Origin of the sequence: Achromobacter pestifer (assembly GCF_902859625.1) — a bacterium.
Taxonomy (GTDB): domain Bacteria; phylum Pseudomonadota; class Gammaproteobacteria; order Burkholderiales; family Burkholderiaceae_B; genus Achromobacter; species Achromobacter pestifer.
Genome location: NZ_CADIJX010000006.1, coordinates 251,866 through 268,190 on the forward strand (window position 1 = coordinate 251,866; position 16,325 = coordinate 268,190).

The 16,325-nt window shown below is 65.2% G+C and carries 11 protein-coding genes; 3 read left to right on the top strand and 8 right to left on the bottom strand.

What is annotated here, in order from left to right:
• Positions 1–27 precede the first annotated feature (27 nt).
• Both HV753_RS23020 and HV753_RS23025 read right to left on the bottom strand, forming a co-directional pair.
• The gene (locus HV753_RS23020) at positions 28–2,658 is read right to left on the bottom strand and encodes a penicillin-binding protein 1A (RefSeq protein WP_175176892.1); all 2,631 of its coding nucleotides are present in this window, start codon (positions 2,656–2,658) and stop codon (positions 28–30) included.
• 225 nt (positions 2,659–2,883) lie between these two features.
• The gene (locus HV753_RS23025; RefSeq protein ID WP_175176893.1) at positions 2,884–3,702 is read right to left on the bottom strand and encodes an AraC family transcriptional regulator; all 819 of its coding nucleotides are present in this window, start codon (positions 3,700–3,702) and stop codon (positions 2,884–2,886) included.
• Positions 3,703–3,867: 165 nt separating this feature from the next.
• Between HV753_RS23025 and HV753_RS23030 the strand changes: the two genes are divergently transcribed.
• Positions 3,868–5,145: an MFS transporter gene (locus HV753_RS23030; protein ID WP_175176894.1), complete on the top strand. Its 1,278-nt coding sequence runs from the start codon at positions 3,868–3,870 to the stop codon at positions 5,143–5,145.
• A 16-nt stretch (positions 5,146–5,161) separates the two neighbouring features.
• Here the strand turns inward: HV753_RS23030 and pgaD are convergent, their stop codons facing one another.
• Genes pgaD through pgaA form a run of 4 tightly spaced genes read right to left on the bottom strand, consistent with a single transcriptional unit; the run spans position 5,162 to position 11,476 of the window.
• The gene (gene pgaD, locus HV753_RS23035) at positions 5,162–5,608 is read right to left on the bottom strand and encodes a poly-beta-1,6-N-acetyl-D-glucosamine biosynthesis protein PgaD (protein WP_175176895.1); all 447 of its coding nucleotides are present in this window, start codon (positions 5,606–5,608) and stop codon (positions 5,162–5,164) included.
• Positions 5,605–6,942 carry a poly-beta-1,6-N-acetyl-D-glucosamine synthase gene (gene pgaC / locus HV753_RS23040; protein WP_175176896.1) on the bottom strand — a complete coding sequence of 446 codons (1,338 nt, stop codon included), beginning with the start codon at positions 6,940–6,942 and terminating at the stop codon, positions 5,605–5,607. Before pgaC ends, pgaD begins: the two co-directional genes overlap by 4 nt.
• The gene (gene pgaB, locus HV753_RS23045) at positions 6,939–8,972 is read right to left on the bottom strand and encodes a poly-beta-1,6-N-acetyl-D-glucosamine N-deacetylase PgaB (RefSeq protein WP_175176897.1); all 2,034 of its coding nucleotides are present in this window, start codon (positions 8,970–8,972) and stop codon (positions 6,939–6,941) included. Before pgaB ends, pgaC begins: the two co-directional genes overlap by 4 nt.
• 32 nt (positions 8,973–9,004) lie before the next feature.
• On the bottom strand, positions 9,005–11,476 hold the full coding sequence (gene pgaA, locus HV753_RS23050) for a poly-beta-1,6 N-acetyl-D-glucosamine export porin PgaA (RefSeq protein ID WP_175176898.1): 2,472 nt from the start codon (positions 11,474–11,476) through the stop codon (positions 9,005–9,007).
• 556 nt (positions 11,477–12,032) lie between these two features.
• On the opposite strand from pgaA, the gene HV753_RS23055 reads away from it, so the two are divergent.
• Positions 12,033–13,262, top strand: a complete 1,230-nt coding sequence (locus HV753_RS23055) for a GGDEF domain-containing protein (protein WP_175176899.1) — start codon at positions 12,033–12,035, stop codon at positions 13,260–13,262.
• Here HV753_RS23055 and HV753_RS23060 read toward each other — a convergent pair.
• The gene (locus HV753_RS23060) at positions 13,259–15,166 is read right to left on the bottom strand and encodes a S9 family peptidase (protein WP_425485923.1); all 1,908 of its coding nucleotides are present in this window, start codon (positions 15,164–15,166) and stop codon (positions 13,259–13,261) included. The genes HV753_RS23055 and HV753_RS23060 overlap by 4 nt on opposite strands.
• Positions 15,167–15,360: 194 nt before the next feature.
• On the opposite strand from HV753_RS23060, the gene HV753_RS23065 reads away from it, so the two are divergent.
• Positions 15,361–15,816 carry a BPTD_2524 family lipoprotein gene (locus HV753_RS23065; RefSeq protein ID WP_175176901.1) on the top strand — a complete coding sequence of 152 codons (456 nt, stop codon included), beginning with the start codon at positions 15,361–15,363 and terminating at the stop codon, positions 15,814–15,816.
• 24 nt (positions 15,817–15,840) lie between these two features.
• Here the strand turns inward: HV753_RS23065 and HV753_RS23070 are convergent, their stop codons facing one another.
• Positions 15,841–16,257: a PaaI family thioesterase gene (locus HV753_RS23070; protein WP_175176902.1), complete on the bottom strand. Its 417-nt coding sequence runs from the start codon at positions 16,255–16,257 to the stop codon at positions 15,841–15,843.
• Positions 16,258–16,325 lie beyond the last annotated feature (68 nt).

Consider the following 16,325-nt stretch of genomic DNA (forward strand, 5'->3'; position numbering starts at 1 on the left):
GCCCGTTGTGTCTTGTGCGGAACCGCGTCAGAGAGGCCGGGCCGTCACGGGAGCTGACGTGGTGACGGCACTGGCGCTGGCGCCACCTTCGGAATTGACGGCAGGCAGCCCCGGCGCGGGCAAGCCCGGCGTGGGCAAGCCTGGGGTGGACGAGCCTGCCGTGGGCGTGCTGTCGGCGCGCGGTGCCGGGATCGGGACCAGCGGCGCCTGGATCGGGCTGTTCGGGTCCGTTTGCCGGGTGGCGCCGGGGGCGGGCAGCGGCTTGACGGAGGTATCGACCCCGTCGGTGGAGCGGTTGTTGTTCAGGAAGTCGGTCAGCGCGTCGCCTGAGGACAGGTCCAGTGAGGCCACGGCCTGGCCCGGCGGGAATTCCGAGAAGTAGTATTCGCCGTTTTCGACCAGCAGCCCATCCGGACGGGGCGCCTGCTTGGCATCCGGCACGCCCTTGAGCACCGGCTGCATGTAGTCCAGCCAGGTCGACAAGGCCAGACCGCTGCCGAATTCGTTCGTGCCCAGCGATTTGGGCTGGTCAAAGCCCATCCAGACGGTCGTTGCCAGCGCGGGCGTGAAGCCCGAGAACCAGACGTCCACCGCCTCATTGGTGGTGCCGGTCTTGCCGCCGACGTCATTGCGCTTGAGCACCTGGTGCGCGCGCGCCGCAGTACCGCTGGTGGCGACGCCGCGCAGGATGTCGTCCATGACCCAGGCGGTGCGCGGATCGATGGCGCGCGCGGCTTCGTCGCCGGCCTTGACGGGTTGCGCCTGCATCAGCACCTTGCCAGACCGATCCGTGACGTGGTCAACCAGGTAGGGCGTGACGCGGTAGCCGCCGTTGGCGAAGACGCTATAGCCGTTGACCACCTGCAAGGGCGTGGCGCCGCCCGCGCCCAGCGCCAGCGGCAGCACGGCCGGCCAGCGGGACTTGTCGAAGCCAAAACGGGTCAGGTAGTCCTGCGCGTATTGCGGCGAGATGGCTTGCAGGATGCGGATCGACACCATGTTCTTGGAACGGTACAGGCCCTGGCGCAAGGTCAGCATGGGCTCGTACTTGTTGCCGTCATTCTTGGGCTGCCAGTCCTTCGAGCCCGTTTGGGCGGCGGTCAGCATGAAGGGCTGGTCCGAGATCTGGGTGGCGGGCGTGAAGCCGCGCTCAAGCGCTGCCGCGTAGACGAAGGGCTTGATATTGGAGCCCGGTTGGCGCCAGGCCTGCGTCACCCGGTTGAAGGTGCCGCGGTTGTAGTCGAAGCCGCCGATCATGGCGCGGATGGCGCCGTCCTGCGGCGCCACGGACACCAGCGCTGCTTGCAGCGCCGGCATGTTGATGATCTCCCAGCTGTCGCTGTCCTTGTCGCCGGTCTTGTGGATGTAGACGACCGAGCCGCGGCTGATGCGCTGGCTGTCGCTGGCTTTCGGGTTCAGGGCGCGGGCCACCACGGCCAGCGCCTTCTTGTCCGTGATGGTGATGATCTCGCGAGCGCTGCGGGCCAGCTTCACTTCAATGGGGCTGGCCGACAGCACGACGGCGGCCAGCAGATCTTCGCTGTCGGGCGTCTTGTCTTGCACGCCGTCGAGGATTTCGTCCAGGGCCTGCGCATCGCTTTCCACGTTGTCGGGCAGGTCAATCTGGTCTTCCGGGCCGGGATAGACGGCGCGGCGCGTGTAGTCCAGCACGCCATCGCGCACGGCGCGGTAGGCGGCGTCCTGAGCCTTGGAATCGATCGTGGTGTAGACGTCGATGCCCTTGGAATAGGTGTCTTCCTGGAACACGCCATACATCAGCTGGCGTGCCAGTTCAGCGGGGTAGTCGCCATGCACGGCGAAGCCGCGCGCGCTGGTGCCGTCCGCGCCGCGGATCGTCAGATGCTGCTTCAGGGCTTCGTCGGCCTGCTCGGGCGTCAGGTAGCCCAGCGTCTTCATGCGTCCCAGCACATAGTGCTGGCGGATTTCTGCGCGCGGGAAGTTGGTGATGGGGTTGAAGCGTGACGGGGCCTTGGGAACGCCGGCCAGCATGGCGGCTTCGGCCGGGGTGACTTCGGACAGGGGCTTGCCGAAGTAGGTGCGCGAGGCCGCGGCAAAGCCATAGGCGCGGTGGCCCAGGTAGATCTGGTTCATGTAGAGCTCAAGGATCTGATCCTTGGTGAGCTCGGATTCGATCTTGAACGTCAACAGCAGTTCGTAGAACTTGCGTGAATAGGTCTTTTCCGACGACAGGTAGAAGTTGCGCGCCACCTGCATGGTGATCGTGCTGCCGCCTTGCGACTTCGATCCCTTGACGAGGTTGGTCAGCACGGCGCGCGCGACGCCCATCCAGTCGACGCCGCCGTGGCTGTAGAAGCGGTCGTCCTCGGCCGCCAGCACCGCCTGGCGCATCACGGGCGGGATCTCGTCAAAGCGCAGCACGTTGCGGTGCTCTTCGCCGTATTCGCCGATCAGCACCTTGTCCGCCGTGTAGATGCGCAGCGGCACCCGGGGGCGGTAATCCGTCATGGCATGCAGGTCGGGCAGGCTGGGCCAGGCCAGCGCCAGGGCGAGTCCCAGCAGGACGGCTCCGCATACGCCGGCGCCGGCCACGGCGATGCCCGCTTTGACCAGGATTCGTTTCCAGGGAAGGCCCGATTTGCCGCCCGGGGTGGCGGAGGATTGCTGGGGGGTGCTCATTGCAGGCGATTCTAGGACAGAACGCTATAGACCGGCCAGGACGCAATAAGGTTTCAGTAACCAAACTTGCCGGGGCGCGGTCGAGGCGAATTGCCAAGTAAATATAGGGACGGGGTCTAGCATACGCGGGGCGCGGCTTTCGCGCGCGCACGCGATGAAATGCGCAGTGAAATGTATTGCGCGCCGTGACAAACAGCAAGGCCGGTTGCACGCTTTTATCGAATTTCAGCTGCCATTCAGCGTATCGGCGCCTTGCAGATACCGCTGCGGCGGCGCACCCAGGGCACGATGGAACATGGCGCTGAACGCGCTGGGGCTGCGATAGCCCAGGTCGGCCGCGATCCGCGCCACCGGCACGCCCAGGGACAGACGGCAAACCGCGTCCGCCAACCGCACCTGCTGTACCCATTGGCGGTAGTTCAACCCCAATTCGGCCTGAAACAGCCGGATCAAGGTGCGGGCGCTGGCGCCGACCTCGCTGCCCCAGTCTTCAATGCCGCGTTGCAGCCCCGGCTGGTCCAGGATGGCCATGCAGATGGTTTGCAGGCGGCGGTCGCGGGGCCAGGGGATCTGGAAGGGCACGACGCGCGCGGCGGCCAGTTCCGACAGGATCAGCGCAGCGACTTGTTCTTCGCGGCCGCCAAGCGGGTAATCGACAGGCGCCGCCGTCAGCGCCAGGATCAGTTCGCGCAGCAGGCCGCTGACTTCGACCACCTGGCATTGCGGCCAATAGTCCGCCGCCGCCTCGGCTTGGATGTAGAGCGAACGCATGGACACCGCGCCCACCATGTCCACCCCATGCGGCACGCCCGCTGGCACCCACAGCGCGCGCAAGGGCGGCAGTGCCCAGAAACCGCTGGGCGTGGTGACGCGCATGACGCCGTCGACCGCGTAGATCAGTTGGGCGCGGGGGTGCGAATGCGCACCGGTCTGGGCACCCGCCGGGAATTCCTTGGCCATGGCGGTGACCGCGCGGGGAAGATCCTGATAGTCCTGGGCGTTGATACTGCGGGCGGGGTCGGGCAGCAGCGGACGGGTAGGCATGAGTGTCACTTCCATCAATAGGATGAGACGGTCGCCATAAGCGCCGTAACCATATTTTGTCACTTTCGCGACGAAAATTGGCAGATCTGTGTCGGGCCGGATTTCTACACTGTGATCAGGTCCTGGCATGCCGCCGGGCGGGCTTTTCCCTCTTGTGTGCGCCCCATGAATCCTCCCCAGAACTCCGTTGCCGGTGTCTCGGACGCCGCCATCCCCGCTCCCGCCTCCGTGCAGGCCGCCACCCCTGCCGCCTCGGATCCGTCCACGGCGTTCAAGGTGCTGGGCGCCATCAGCGTGGCGCATCTGATGAACGACATGATCCAGTCGATCCTGTTGGCCATTTATCCGATGCTGAAGGATTCATTCAGCCTGTCGTTCGCGCAGATCGGGATGATCACGCTGGTCTATCAACTGGCGGCCTCGCTGCTGCAACCGTTCATCGGCTTCTACACCGATCGCTATCCCAAACCGTATTCCTTGCCGGTGGGCATGGGCTTCACGCTGGTGGGCTTGCTGCTGCTGTCGGTGGCGCCGTCATTTGGCTGGCTGCTGGTGGCGGCCGTGCTGGTGGGAACGGGTTCGTCCGTGTTCCATCCGGAATCGTCGCGGGTGGCGCGCATGGCCTCGGGCGGACGGCACGGCCTGGCGCAATCGCTATTCCAGGTGGGGGGCAACGTGGGGTCGGCGTTGGGGCCATTGCTGGCGGCTCTCTTCATCATTCCGCACGGGCAGCGCAGCGTGGCGTGGTTCTCGTTGGCGGCATTGTTTGGCATCGTGGTGCTGACGGGGATCGGGCGCTGGTACAGCGCCAACCGGGTCCGGCTCAAGCCGCGTGCGCGCCGCGACGGCGCGGGCAATGGCTTGTCGCGCAACCAGGTGCTGGGCGCGCTGGCGGTGCTGGGTGTGCTGGTGTTTTCCAAATACTTCTATCTGGCCAGCCTGAACAGCTATTTCACCTTCTACCTGATCGACAAGTTCGGCTTGTCCGTGCGCGAGGCGCAGCTATATCTGTTCCTGTTCCTGGCCGCCGTCGCGGTGGGCACGGTGGTGGGCGGACCCGTCGGCGACCGCGTGGGTCGCAAGATCGTGATCTGGGTGTCGATCCTGGGCGTGGCGCCGTTTACGTTGATGCTGCCCTACGCGAATCTGTTCTGGACCGGCGCGCTGGTCGTGATCATCGGCATGGTGCTGGCGTCCGCGTTTTCGGCCATTGTGGTCTATGCGCAGGAACTGGTGCCGGGCAAGGTCGGCATGATCGCCGGCCTGTTCTTCGGCTTTGCCTTTGGCATGGGCGGCGTGGGCGCCGCGGCGCTGGGCAAGTTGGCGGACGCGACCAGCATCGGCTACGTGTACCAGGTGTGCGCGTATCTGCCGTTGCTAGGGGTGGTGGCGATTCTGCTGCCGAAGACGGGCAAGCCCAAGGCGGACTTGCCCCGGGCGTGACGGGTCCGCACCGGTGTCAGCTCGCCTGCACCGCGCGCAGGCGGGATTGGCTCTTTTCGATGCCCACGATTCCGCCGTCCTCGCCATGGTGGATGATCGAGATGCGGGCCCCGCGCAGTTGCTCAAGTTGGGCGGCTGTAACGCCAAAGCTCATGGCCAAGCGGCGGTCGGACAACGGTTTGATGGGCTTGCGGCGGTCCTTGCCGCCAAAGCGGCGGTGGTTGTACACGGCCCAGCCCACCAGTATCGCGGCATTGATCAGCGCCAGCAGCGCATAGGCCCACAGGGTGCGCACGGTGGGCAGGAATACGGGCCACAGCGATGCTTCGGGGCCGCCTGCGACACCGCGCAGGATGGCCACAATGCCCGAACCAAAAAGATAGACGAAGGCGAACCAGCCGACGGCGGTCAGGACAAGGTCGAACAGATAGCCCGCGCGCGAGCGTTGCGTGGTGATGATCATGATGCGTCCGGTGACTTGATGCCCCGGTCTGGGCTGGTCCAGCGCGCGCGCCGGGCCTGCTTGCGGAGCATGACTTTGGGAAAACTGACCAGCGTGGTGAAAAGGCTGACCATCCAGTAGGCCAGCGGATACCAGATGACCCAGTACAGCGCGCGGGTCAGGCCGGGTTCATACCGGCGGTCGATCAGGATGCTGACGACGAATTGCAGCAGGCACACCATCGCCAGCATCATGCCGGTGAAGGCAGGGGGCATCAGGCTGGCGATCTGCATGTGGTTGGGCAGCGTGACGAATTGGCTGAGCACCCAGAGCAGCACCGAAATCGCGAAGGCGAAGGACCAGGCCGTGGACAGGCAGAATTCCACCACCAGCGGCCACAGCCGGCGATGCCGCCAACTCCAGATGGAGCGCAGGTTCTTCAAGAAGACTTCGGCGCCGCCCTGGGCCCAGCGCAAGCGTTGTTTCCACAGTCCGCGCAAGGTCTCGGGCATCAGGATCCAGCACAGTCCGCGCGGTTCGTAGAAGATCGACCAGTGGTCGCGTTGCAGCTTCCAGCTGATGTCGATGTCTTCGGTGATCATGTCCAGGCTCCAGTAGCCCACGCGGTCCAATGCGGCGCGGCGGAACGCGGCCACGACGCCGGAAACGGTGAACACCTGCCCGTATACCCGCTGGGTGCGCTTGATCAGGCCGATGATCGACGAGAACTCGCCGACTTGAATGCGGCCGATCAAGGTGGAGCGCGTGCGGATGCGGGGATTGCCGGTAACCGCGCCCACGCGCGGGTTGTCGATCAGCGGCGCCACCAGGTAGGCCGCCGCGTCCGGGTCCAGCACGGCGTCGCCGTCGATGCAGACCAGGTATTCGCTGCGGGCGGCCAGCGCGCCCATGCGCAGCGCCATCGCCTTGCCCTGGTTATGGGCCAGATGCACGACGCGCAACTTCGGTTGCGATGCGGCCAGCCGGTCCAGCATGGCGGCGGTGCCGTCGGTGGAACCGTCATTGATGGCGATGACTTCAATGTGCGGGTAGTTCTGGCCCAGCGCGGCCAGCAGCGTTTCTTCTCCGTTGCCGGCTTCATTGAAGCAGGGCACCAGGATGGAGACCAATGGGTTGCCGACCAGCGCGGGCGGCGGATGGTCCTTGCCCCACTGCCAGTGCCGTTCCCAATGCCACCAGAAGTAGATGCCGCCGGCCATCCACATGCCGGACATGAACAGGGGATAGAAGAAGACGAAGCCCAGCAGCGCTTCTCCGGTCAGCATCAGCGTGAAACCGAAGGGAGCGCCAAGTACTGCGCAAAGGATTATCAGGGCGATCAGACGGTCGATCATCGGATGGGATACCACGCTTCGGAGATGGCGGGCCGGATGCCTTGCAACCGGGGCTGGTCTTGCGAGAAGTCATCGGGGTAGTAGCCAAAGCTGGCGGCGCCGCGCCGTTGCAGGCGTTGCATCCAGCCGGCCAGCACGGCCGTGTCCACCGGGGTGGTTTCGGGCAGGCCGGGGCCCGTGCGCCAGTCGCGGCTTTGCAGTTCAAACACGGTCTTGTTCAGCGCACCCGGGCGGCTTGCAACGGCGTCAACCATCGAATCCAGCCACGTGTTTTCCTGGCCCTTGGGCACGTCTTCCATCAAAGGCATCGCCATCGGGGCGGTCCAGTCGTAGGCGCCCAGGAAGTCGTCCAGGTTCTGCGCGAACCAGGTCTCGGATTCGGGGTTCAAGATGGGTTGCGCGTAGATGTTGCGCGCCGTCTTGATTTGCGGCCCGCGCACCGCCCGCACGCGCTGCGTCAGCGTGGCGGTGAAATCCACCAGGGCGCGGCTCTTGAACCGGGTCCAGCGTTGCAGGGTGTCAGGGTCCGCGCGCAGTTCGGCGATGCTGCCGGGCAGGCCAGCCGCGCGATAGGCGGTCAGCGCGGCGGGGCTGGCATCTTCAAAGTCGGACAGCAAGGCGTCATCATGGAACAGCAGGCCGTCGAACATCGCATAGCGCGCCAGGTCCTCGTACAGGTCGCCGATGCGGGCGCGGGCGGTGGCGTCGAAGGGCGACAGGCGGCGGTACTGGTCGGGATCGGGTTGGGCGGGTTGGCCTTCCGGGTTCCAGCGGGTGACGCGCGGCAGGGATGGGTCCAGGTCGAACGCCAGCACCGGCATCCAGGCGTAGACCATGACGTTGGCGCGGTTCTTCAATTGCCAGGCCGCGCGGTTGAACAGGTCGGCGCGCATGGGCAGCCAGCGGTTGGGGAAGTACACCGACTTCACCAGGCCATCGCCCTCGGGGTCCGCATAGGCTTGCAGGAACACGGTGTTGATCTGCATGTCCAGGATGCGCTGCACCAGCTCGCCCAGATTGCGATCCGTCTGTGCGGGATCGGGGTCGTAGACGTAGTCCAGATCGATGTGCGCCACGCGCATGAAGGGGCTGGCTTCCATGCCGACCACGCTGTTGGCAAAGGGCCTGAGCGCGGGGTCGCTGGACAGCAGCAGCCGCGGCGTGGACATCAGGCGGCCCAGGCGGCCCGCGCCGTCTTCCAGCGTCAAGGCCAGTTGATAGCCGTGTTCGTCCGCGATGCGCAGCGTGGAGCCGCCTTCGGCGCCATAGGGCCAGACCCAGACACGCGGGGCCTTGCCGGTGACGCGGCGGATCTTGTCGGTGATGGCGGCCACGTCGCGGCTCATGCGGGCGTTGAATTCGGCCTCGGTTTCATATTGGCGGGTTTGCGCGTTGTAGGCGCGGATGGCCGCGGCGGGTTCGGTATTGCCCTGAGGATTGGCCAGTGCGCCGTAGTGGGACGCATTGGTGTGCGCGGCGATCTCCACCAGTCCGGACTGGGAGATCTCGCGGATCTCATCCCAATTCAGGAATCGCTGGCGTGCCTCGGGGCTGCCGCCGAAGTCCACCGGTTGGTTGGCAGGCGTATCCATCCAGATGCCGACGGGGGCCAGCAGCGCCGGCCATCGGTAGGCTTTCAGAATCGGCAGCACCCGTGTGTAGAAGCTGCGGTAGCCGTCGTCGAACGACAGCAGCACGGCGCGTTCGGGCAGGGGCTGGCCGCCCTGGCGAGCCGCCAGGATCTGGTCGACGGACACGGCCTGGTAGCCGTTGGCGCGCAGCCAGGCCAGCTGATCCACCAGCCGGTCGGTGCGTACGCTGAGGAAGCTCTGGTCCGGGTCATCGTCTTCGACGTCGTGATAGGCCAGCACCAGGAACTGGTCGGGTTTCCAGGGCTGTTCCGCGGCGGCGACGGGGCGCTCGGCCGGTGGCGTGTAGACGGGGATGTCCTTGGCGCAGGCGGTCAGGGCCAGGATGATCAGCAGCAGCAAGCTTGCCAGGATCAAGCGGGTAGAGGTGTTAAGCGGCATGACGGGTTCTGGGTCCAGGTTCGGATGGAGGTTCAGAAGCGGTAGGCAAGGTCGAACACGATGCGCAGTTCGCGTTCGCGTACGCCGTCGTAAGGGCGGCTGATGCCGGTGACCATCGCGCCCATGTCCAGCACATCGTTGGCGCGGTAGCGTTGGCCGTAGCCCAGTGCCATGACACCGCCGGTGCCATAGCCTTGCTGGCTGTATGTGCCGGCGCCCAGGGTGCCGATCTGTTCCCAAGCGGTTTCGTAGCGGCGATAAAGCGTGTGCGTCACGCGCACGCCGGGCACCGCCATGAAGTCGGCGCTGGGGTTGAAGTAGGGCGCGTCGTCGCGCGTATTGCGCTGCGACGACAGGTCCAGTTCCAGGTCGGCCTTCAGGTGCGGGGCGGTGTAGATGCGTTCGCGGCCGTTCAGGCCCAGTTCCCAGCGGCTGTTGCCGTCGCTGAAATGCGAGGGGGCCAGCGATAGCGTCCATTCGCGCCGTTCGTTGGCACGCCAGCGGACAAACCCCGTCAGACGATTGGACGAGATGTCGTTGGTCAAGGCGCGCAGCGGGGTGTCGCGCGACATGATTTCGCCCGACCCGCCGATTTGCCAGTGGTCGTCCAGGTCGTAGGCGGCCGATAGGCGCACGCCGGGTTTGACGCCGTGGCCGTAATCATGGGTGGAGACTTCGCCTTCGACGGTCAGGTCGCGTCCGCGCCATTCCACGCCCGTGCGCAGCCAGCGGTAATTGCCGCGGCCTCCCTCGAAGTCGCCAGTGGCATAGCCGCCGCCGCCGAACACGCGCCAGTTGTAATCGATGGGCGCCGAATAGAGCACGGCGTCGATGCCGAAATCGCCGTTGCCGTTGACGGGGCTGTCCGAGGCCAGTCCGCGATAACCGCTGATGCGCAGTTCGGCCTTGTTGTGCACTTCCCATTCGCGAGCCAGGCGGCGGCTGGTCAGGTTTTCAGGCGCACGGGCCAGTGTGTCCTGCGACAGGGCTTCCACCTGCCTCCATTCCTGTAGATCCAACGCGGTGAAGCCTTGGCCGTTTTCCACCGCCAGACTGCGGGGCGCCTGGGTTTCGGCCATCTTCAATTCGGCTTCCGAGGCGCGTGGCAGGGAACGCGCGCGGCGAACGGTGGCCAGGTCGGTGCGCAGGCCGGAATTGTTGGGGGCATTGGCAACCATCTCCTCCAGGCGTTGCTGCGCGGCGACGGTGTCGTCGGCTTGCAGGCGGGCGGCGGCAAGTGTCTGGCTGCTTTCCAGGTTCAGGTCGTTGGGCATGCGTGTCGCCTGGCCCTTGTAGTACAGCCAGGGGGCGTAGCCGGATTGCACGGCTTCGGTCACGGCGCCCGTCTTGTCGAATTGCTCGCCTTCCGCCAGTGCGTAGTAGCGGCCGGTCTGGTTGGCTAGACGCTGTTCAGGGTCGTCCTTGTCGAAGGCCTCGTCGACGGCCACTTGTTCATAGAGGTCGCGGGCGCGCTCGGGCTGGCGCTGGTATAGATAGGCCGCTGCCACATCGTTCAGGGCATAACGCGGCACATTGACGCCTTCGGCAGTCAGGGCTTCGTATTCCTGGGTCAATTCCGCCATGCGCACGCGGGCGTGCAGCGCATGCAGGCGGTCGATCCGGGCGCGCACCACTGCATCGCGTGCCGCGTCGCCCAGTTGCCGCCAGGCCGGAATCAGTTCGTCGTAGCGCGCCAGCGCCCGGTCGGCGATGGCGAACCGTTCGGCTTCGCTACGGGTGGGCATGGCCGCCAACCGCACCTGCTGGGCCAGCGCATCGGCCTCGAAGCCCCGCATCTGCGCGGCATTGAACAGATCGGGATGCCGTTGTGCGTGCTCCAGCGCCGTGTCGGCCATGCGAGCCCGTTGCAGCGCATGGATGTACTCGCGCTGGACGGCCGGGGAGTCGGGCGCGATGCCCTGGGCCAGATCCATCTGGTGCAAGGCTTCGAAAGGCTGGCCCTGCCGGGCGTGGACATAGCCCAACGCCAGGCGCGCGTCGGCGTTGCGGGGCTGGCGTGCCACCCATTTCTGGCCGGCGGTTTCAGCGGCGTCGAACTGGCCCGCATCCGCGAGGGTCATGATTTCGCCAGCGGCGAAGGCCGCCTGCCCGGGGTGGCGGCGCAGCCCGTCGCGAAAGACGCTCAGGGCTTGCGGCCAGCGCTGTTCATCGCGATAGGCGCGGGCCACCGCCAACTGCACGTCGGCGGGTAGGACTGCGCCGGCCGGCAGTGATTCATAGGCGGCGATGGCCTCGGCAGGCTTGCCGGCCCAGCCGGCGATGACGATGTGGTCGCGGACGGCGCGCGCGCCGCCGGCAGTTCCCTGTTGGCGCAGCATGGCCAGCGCGGGCTCGTAATCGCCGGCGCGGGCGCGAATGATCAAGGTGTCGTAGTCATCCGCCGGCCCGCTAAGCGCCAGGGCGGGGGCCAGGGCCGCACAGGCCGCCAGCATGCGCAGTGTCGATCGGGCAACCCGGGGTTGCTTGGGTCCGTTGATTTGCATCCGTTGTACTTCCGCAGTTGCGACTCGGGATGTTCATGGCTCCGCCGCCCTGCGGGCGCGCTGGCGGAATAACCGGCAGCGATACGAGAGGCGCGCAAAGGCACCTTCGGATGGGGAGATGAACATGTGGTTTGGACTGCGCGGCGCCCGCTGTGGGGACCTTCGCACGCGCGCTGAGGCGGTGCATGGCTAGTACGCGCCACGCCCGTAGGGCGTGTTCGAGGAGCTTCTTGCGGCTCTTGCGACAGGTTGGACTGTAGGGGTTTTTTGAAGTTTTAACTGTCAATTACTGCAAAGAGGGATCCCGCCGCGTTGCCCTTGGCGTATTCTTCGACGCATGTCGCGCTATCGTCCTGGCGCGAGAGTTAAAGGTTCTGGACAAGTCGCAATCGCCTCACGGCGGCCTTCGGCCGTCTTGAGGGTTGGCGTCCATTCGTCCTGGTGGTAACAAAAAGCATCAAAAATGCTGACGTGTAACGCAGCTCCCCTTACGAACCCAGTGCAACGGCAGTTCCAAGCGACGGCAAACGCCTGAAGGCGCGACCCGGCAAATACCATGACGACTTCCTTGTTCTTCTTGATGTGGGGGCTGGCCACGGCGCTGGCGCTACCTTTGCTGTTGCCATTCCAGGCGCGCGGCGTGGGCGGCGTCCAGGCGTTCATCGTGGCCAATGCGTTGGCTGTGCTGTCGATGCTGTCTTATGCGTCCGCCCAGATCATGCCGCCCGCCGTGTATGTGATGGTGTCCAACACCGCATGGGTCTGCGCCATGGGCTTGGTCTATGTGGGTGTGAGGCAGTTCTTCGGCCTGCGCCCGCACGTTGTCCGCACCGTGGGCCTCTCTGCGTTGTGCCTGCTGGCATTTGCCTTGCTGTTGTACGGTCACGACAACCAGGGCATGCGGATGGTGCTGTTTTCCGCCTATACGTGCGTGCTCATGGTGATGACTGGCCGAGTGATCCACCAGCAGCGCAAGCAAATCCAGACTCGCGGCGTGACGCTCTATCTGATGTTGGCGATCCTTGGCTTGGCTGCCCTGCACGCATTGCGGGTGGTGGTATACGGCACAGGCCTGGAGCCGCCGATTTCCCTGCTACAGCCGTCGACCTGGGGGCTGTTCTTCATTGTGTGCGGATCGGCTACGGTGCCGGCGTTGTTTCTGGCCCTGCTGCTGCTGATCCAGACCTCCCTGTCGGAGCAAATGCAGGCGGCGCTGACGTTCGACAGCCTGACCCGTGCGTATTCACGCCGCAGCATCCTGGATGAACTGGACCATGAGTTGCAGCGTTGCAGCCGAATGGCCGGCCAATTGGCGGTACTGGTGCTGGACATCGACCATTTCAAGTCGGTCAATGACCGCTACGGCCATGCGGGCGGCGACACGGCGTTGCGCCACTACGCGCAAGTGGTGCAGAACGCGGTGCGCAGTTCCGACCGTTTCGGCAGGTTGGGCGGGGAGGAGTTCGTGCTGTTGATGTACGACTGTGATCCCGCGCGAGCGTTGATCCAGGCGCAGCGGGTATGCGATGCGCTGCGGGATTCGCCGCTTTATTTGCAGGGGGTCGAAGTGCGGATGACGACCAGCGGCGGCCTGACGTCCTACCAACAGGGCGACAGCGCCGATGTGATCCTGGCGCGTGCGGACGTGGCGCTGTACCGCGCGAAGGAGCAGGGGCGCGACCGTGTGGAGATGGCTTTTGTGGGTCTTGGCGCGGGCCGTCTGGCCAGCGGCGCGACAGTGGCGGCCAACGTGCGGTTGGCCGCCCAGGATGCGTCGGGAGACTAGGGTTTGAGGTGTTCCGTCAGGAACTTCTCCATCGCTTCATAGAACTCGAACTTGTTCTCGTCGTTGTGGAAGCCGTGGCCTTCGTTGTCCTTGACCATGTATTCCACTTCGACGCCGCGCGCCTTCAGCGCCTTGACCATCTGATCGCTTTCGTCCTTGTTGACGCGCGGATCCTTGGCGCCTTGCGCGATGAACAGCGGCGTCTTGATCTTGTCCGCATGCAACGCGGGTGAGGTGGCCGCCAGCCTGTCCTTGTCGCGTTCGGGGTGGCCCACCATGTCCTGCATCTTGTCCAGCATGGGCTTCCAGTACGGTGGAATCGACTTCATGAACGTGAACAGGTTCGACACGCCCACGTAGTCCACGGCGGCGGCGTAGAGATCGGGCGTGAACGTCACGCCCGCCAGGGTGGCATAACCGCCGTAGCTGGCGCCGTAGATGCCGATGCGCTTCGGATCGGCGATGCCTTGTTGAATCAGCCACTGGACGCCGTCAGTGATGTCGTCCTGCATTTTCAGGCCCCATTGCCCGAAGCTGGCTTCCCAGAAGGCGCGGCCGTAGCCGGTCGAGCCGCGGAAATTCATCTGTAGCACGCAGAATCCGCGGTTGGCCAGGAATTGGGTTTCGGGGTTGTAGCCCCAGCCGTCGCGCGCCCACGGGCCGCCGTGCGGATTCACGATGCAAGGCAGGTTCTTGGGCGAGCGGCCGGCGGGCAATGTCAGGTAGCCGTGAATGGTCAGGCCGTCGCGGCTTTGGTAGCTGATCGGGCGCACCTGTGACATGTCGGCTTCGGGAATGGCCGGATTGATGTCGGCCAGCTTGGTCAGCGTGTCGGTGGTGGCGTCGTAGATGTAGCGCGAGCCAGGTGTGCGGTCGTTGTAGGCGGCGACGATGAACTTGTTTTCGTCGCGGTTGGTGCCTTGCAATGCGATGTCATAGCCCTTCAGCTTTTCCGACAGCGTCTTGTACAGCGTTTCGGACTGAGCATCGAAGAACTTGTATTGCGGCTTGTCGGTCTGGTAGGCGGCCAGCGTCAGCACGCGGCGCTTGCGCGAGTAACCGGCGCCGTCCAGGTCGACCGTGTCCGGCGTGAAGACTTCTTCCTCGGCGTCGGGCTTGGCCGGGTCGATGACCACCAACGACAGCTTGTCGCGGCCGCGGTTGCTGAGCGCGTAGATCTTCTTGTCGTCGAAAGTGAAGAACGATGGGCTGACGCTGGTGCGGTAATCGGTCGTGATCAGCGGACGGAATTCAGAGGCTTCGTCGTCGCGGTAGAGCAGGGTGGTGTTCAGGCCGTCGCTGGTGACGGCGGCGCGGACCTTGCCCGCGTGGTCTGTCTGCCAGCCGACGATGTTGCCCGGGTTCTGCGCCACCAGCACGGCGGCGCCGGTATGGACGTTGACGCGGTAGACGTCGAAGACTTCCGGGTTGCGCTGGTTGTGGCTGATCAGGACGTGGTCGGGATCGTCTTCCAGATCGTCTTCGATGCTGGCGCGGGCGCCTTCATACGGCGTCAGATCGGTGATCTTGCCGGTCTTGGCGTTGACGGCCAACACGTGATAGTTCTCGTCGCCGCCGAAGTCCTTCTGATAGAGCAGGACGTCGCCGCCCTTCCAGAAGTAGTTGCTGATGTCGCGGGCGGTTTCGCTGGTCAGTTGGCGGGGTTCGCCCACCAGCTTGCTGCCTTCCAGCGGTTGCACATAGATGTTCATGCGGGCGGGCTTGCCGTCCACGCTGGTGGGCTGCATGAAGGCCAGCGTCTGGCCGTCTTCGGCCATGCGGAAGAAGCCGCGTTCCGGATTGCGGAAGAAATCCTTCAGGGGGTAGGCGCGGGGCGGCGGGGGAGTGGCGCAGCCGCCCAGAGTGGTGCCGACGATGCTGGCGGCGAGAACGGTGCGCGTCATGAATGAGAACAAGGGAAGACCTCCGTGATTTCAATGCCTTATGTCGTGGGCATTGGCGGACTGCGGCGCTTGCCGGCGCCTGGCGCCGGCGGCTCGTCGATAATGCCATAGTCGCGCGGGCGGTGTCGAACCGACCCCACTTATGCCGCTGAGCGGTTTGCGGGATAATCGCGGCAATTCATCTGGAGAATTACATGTACAGGAATCTGGTCGCGGCATCGGCGCTGGCGCTCGGCCTGGCGGGCTGCTCGCTGGGCATCTCGCAGGACAGTTCGTCACCGCACAGCGAGTTCAAGGCGCCGGTCGCCTTCAAGGATGCCTACGCCACGGTGATCCGGCAGTCCAACAACTGCCTGCGCAGCACGGATAACGCCTACCGCGTGATTGCGGACCTGAATGAAAGCGCGCAGTCCGGCGTGGTGCGCGTGCTGGCACCGTACTCCGACAACGAAATGTCGCGCGTCGACCTGAAGGCCGCCGGCGAGAAAAGCACCGACGTGCGCATCGTGATGTGGGGCAAGGGCACCTGGGACGCCGCTGCGATGCGTGCGATGCAAGACGCGATCTACTACAGCATCACGTCGTGCAGCACCTACATGCCGCTGGATCCGCGGCCCGTGGTCAAGCCCTCGCGCGACCTGCCGAAGTAAGCAGGCCGTTGCCGCATGGCGGGGTCAATCGCCGCCAGGACGGCGGCGGATGATCTTGAAGGTGGCGGTGGCGCGCGCGACCAGTTCGCCATCGGCGCGGCGGATGTCGCCTTCACAGAACGCGATGGAGGCGCCACGGCGCAGGCAGCGCGCTTCAATGACCAGATCGCCCGTGCCAGGCGACAGGAACGTGGTGTTCATGTCGATGGTGGCCATGCCTTCGGTGGCGTCCGCCGAACCGCGCGCGGCGGCGCTGAGCGTGAAGTCCAGCACGCTCATCAGCGTGCCGCCGTGCACGTCGCCACGGCTGTTGGTCAGGTCCTGGCGCCAGGGCAGCGTCGTGCGGGCGTAGGCCGGCGCGATGCTCTCGGGCACCAGGCCGATGAAGGTCATGAAGGGTATCGTCAGGCCAAAGTAGTCGGTTTGAGCAGGTGCGGTCATGGATCGTTGGTGGGCGGAATGGGAAAGCGGGATTAGCCGGTCATAATATATTTTTTTGCAGTGGCCGC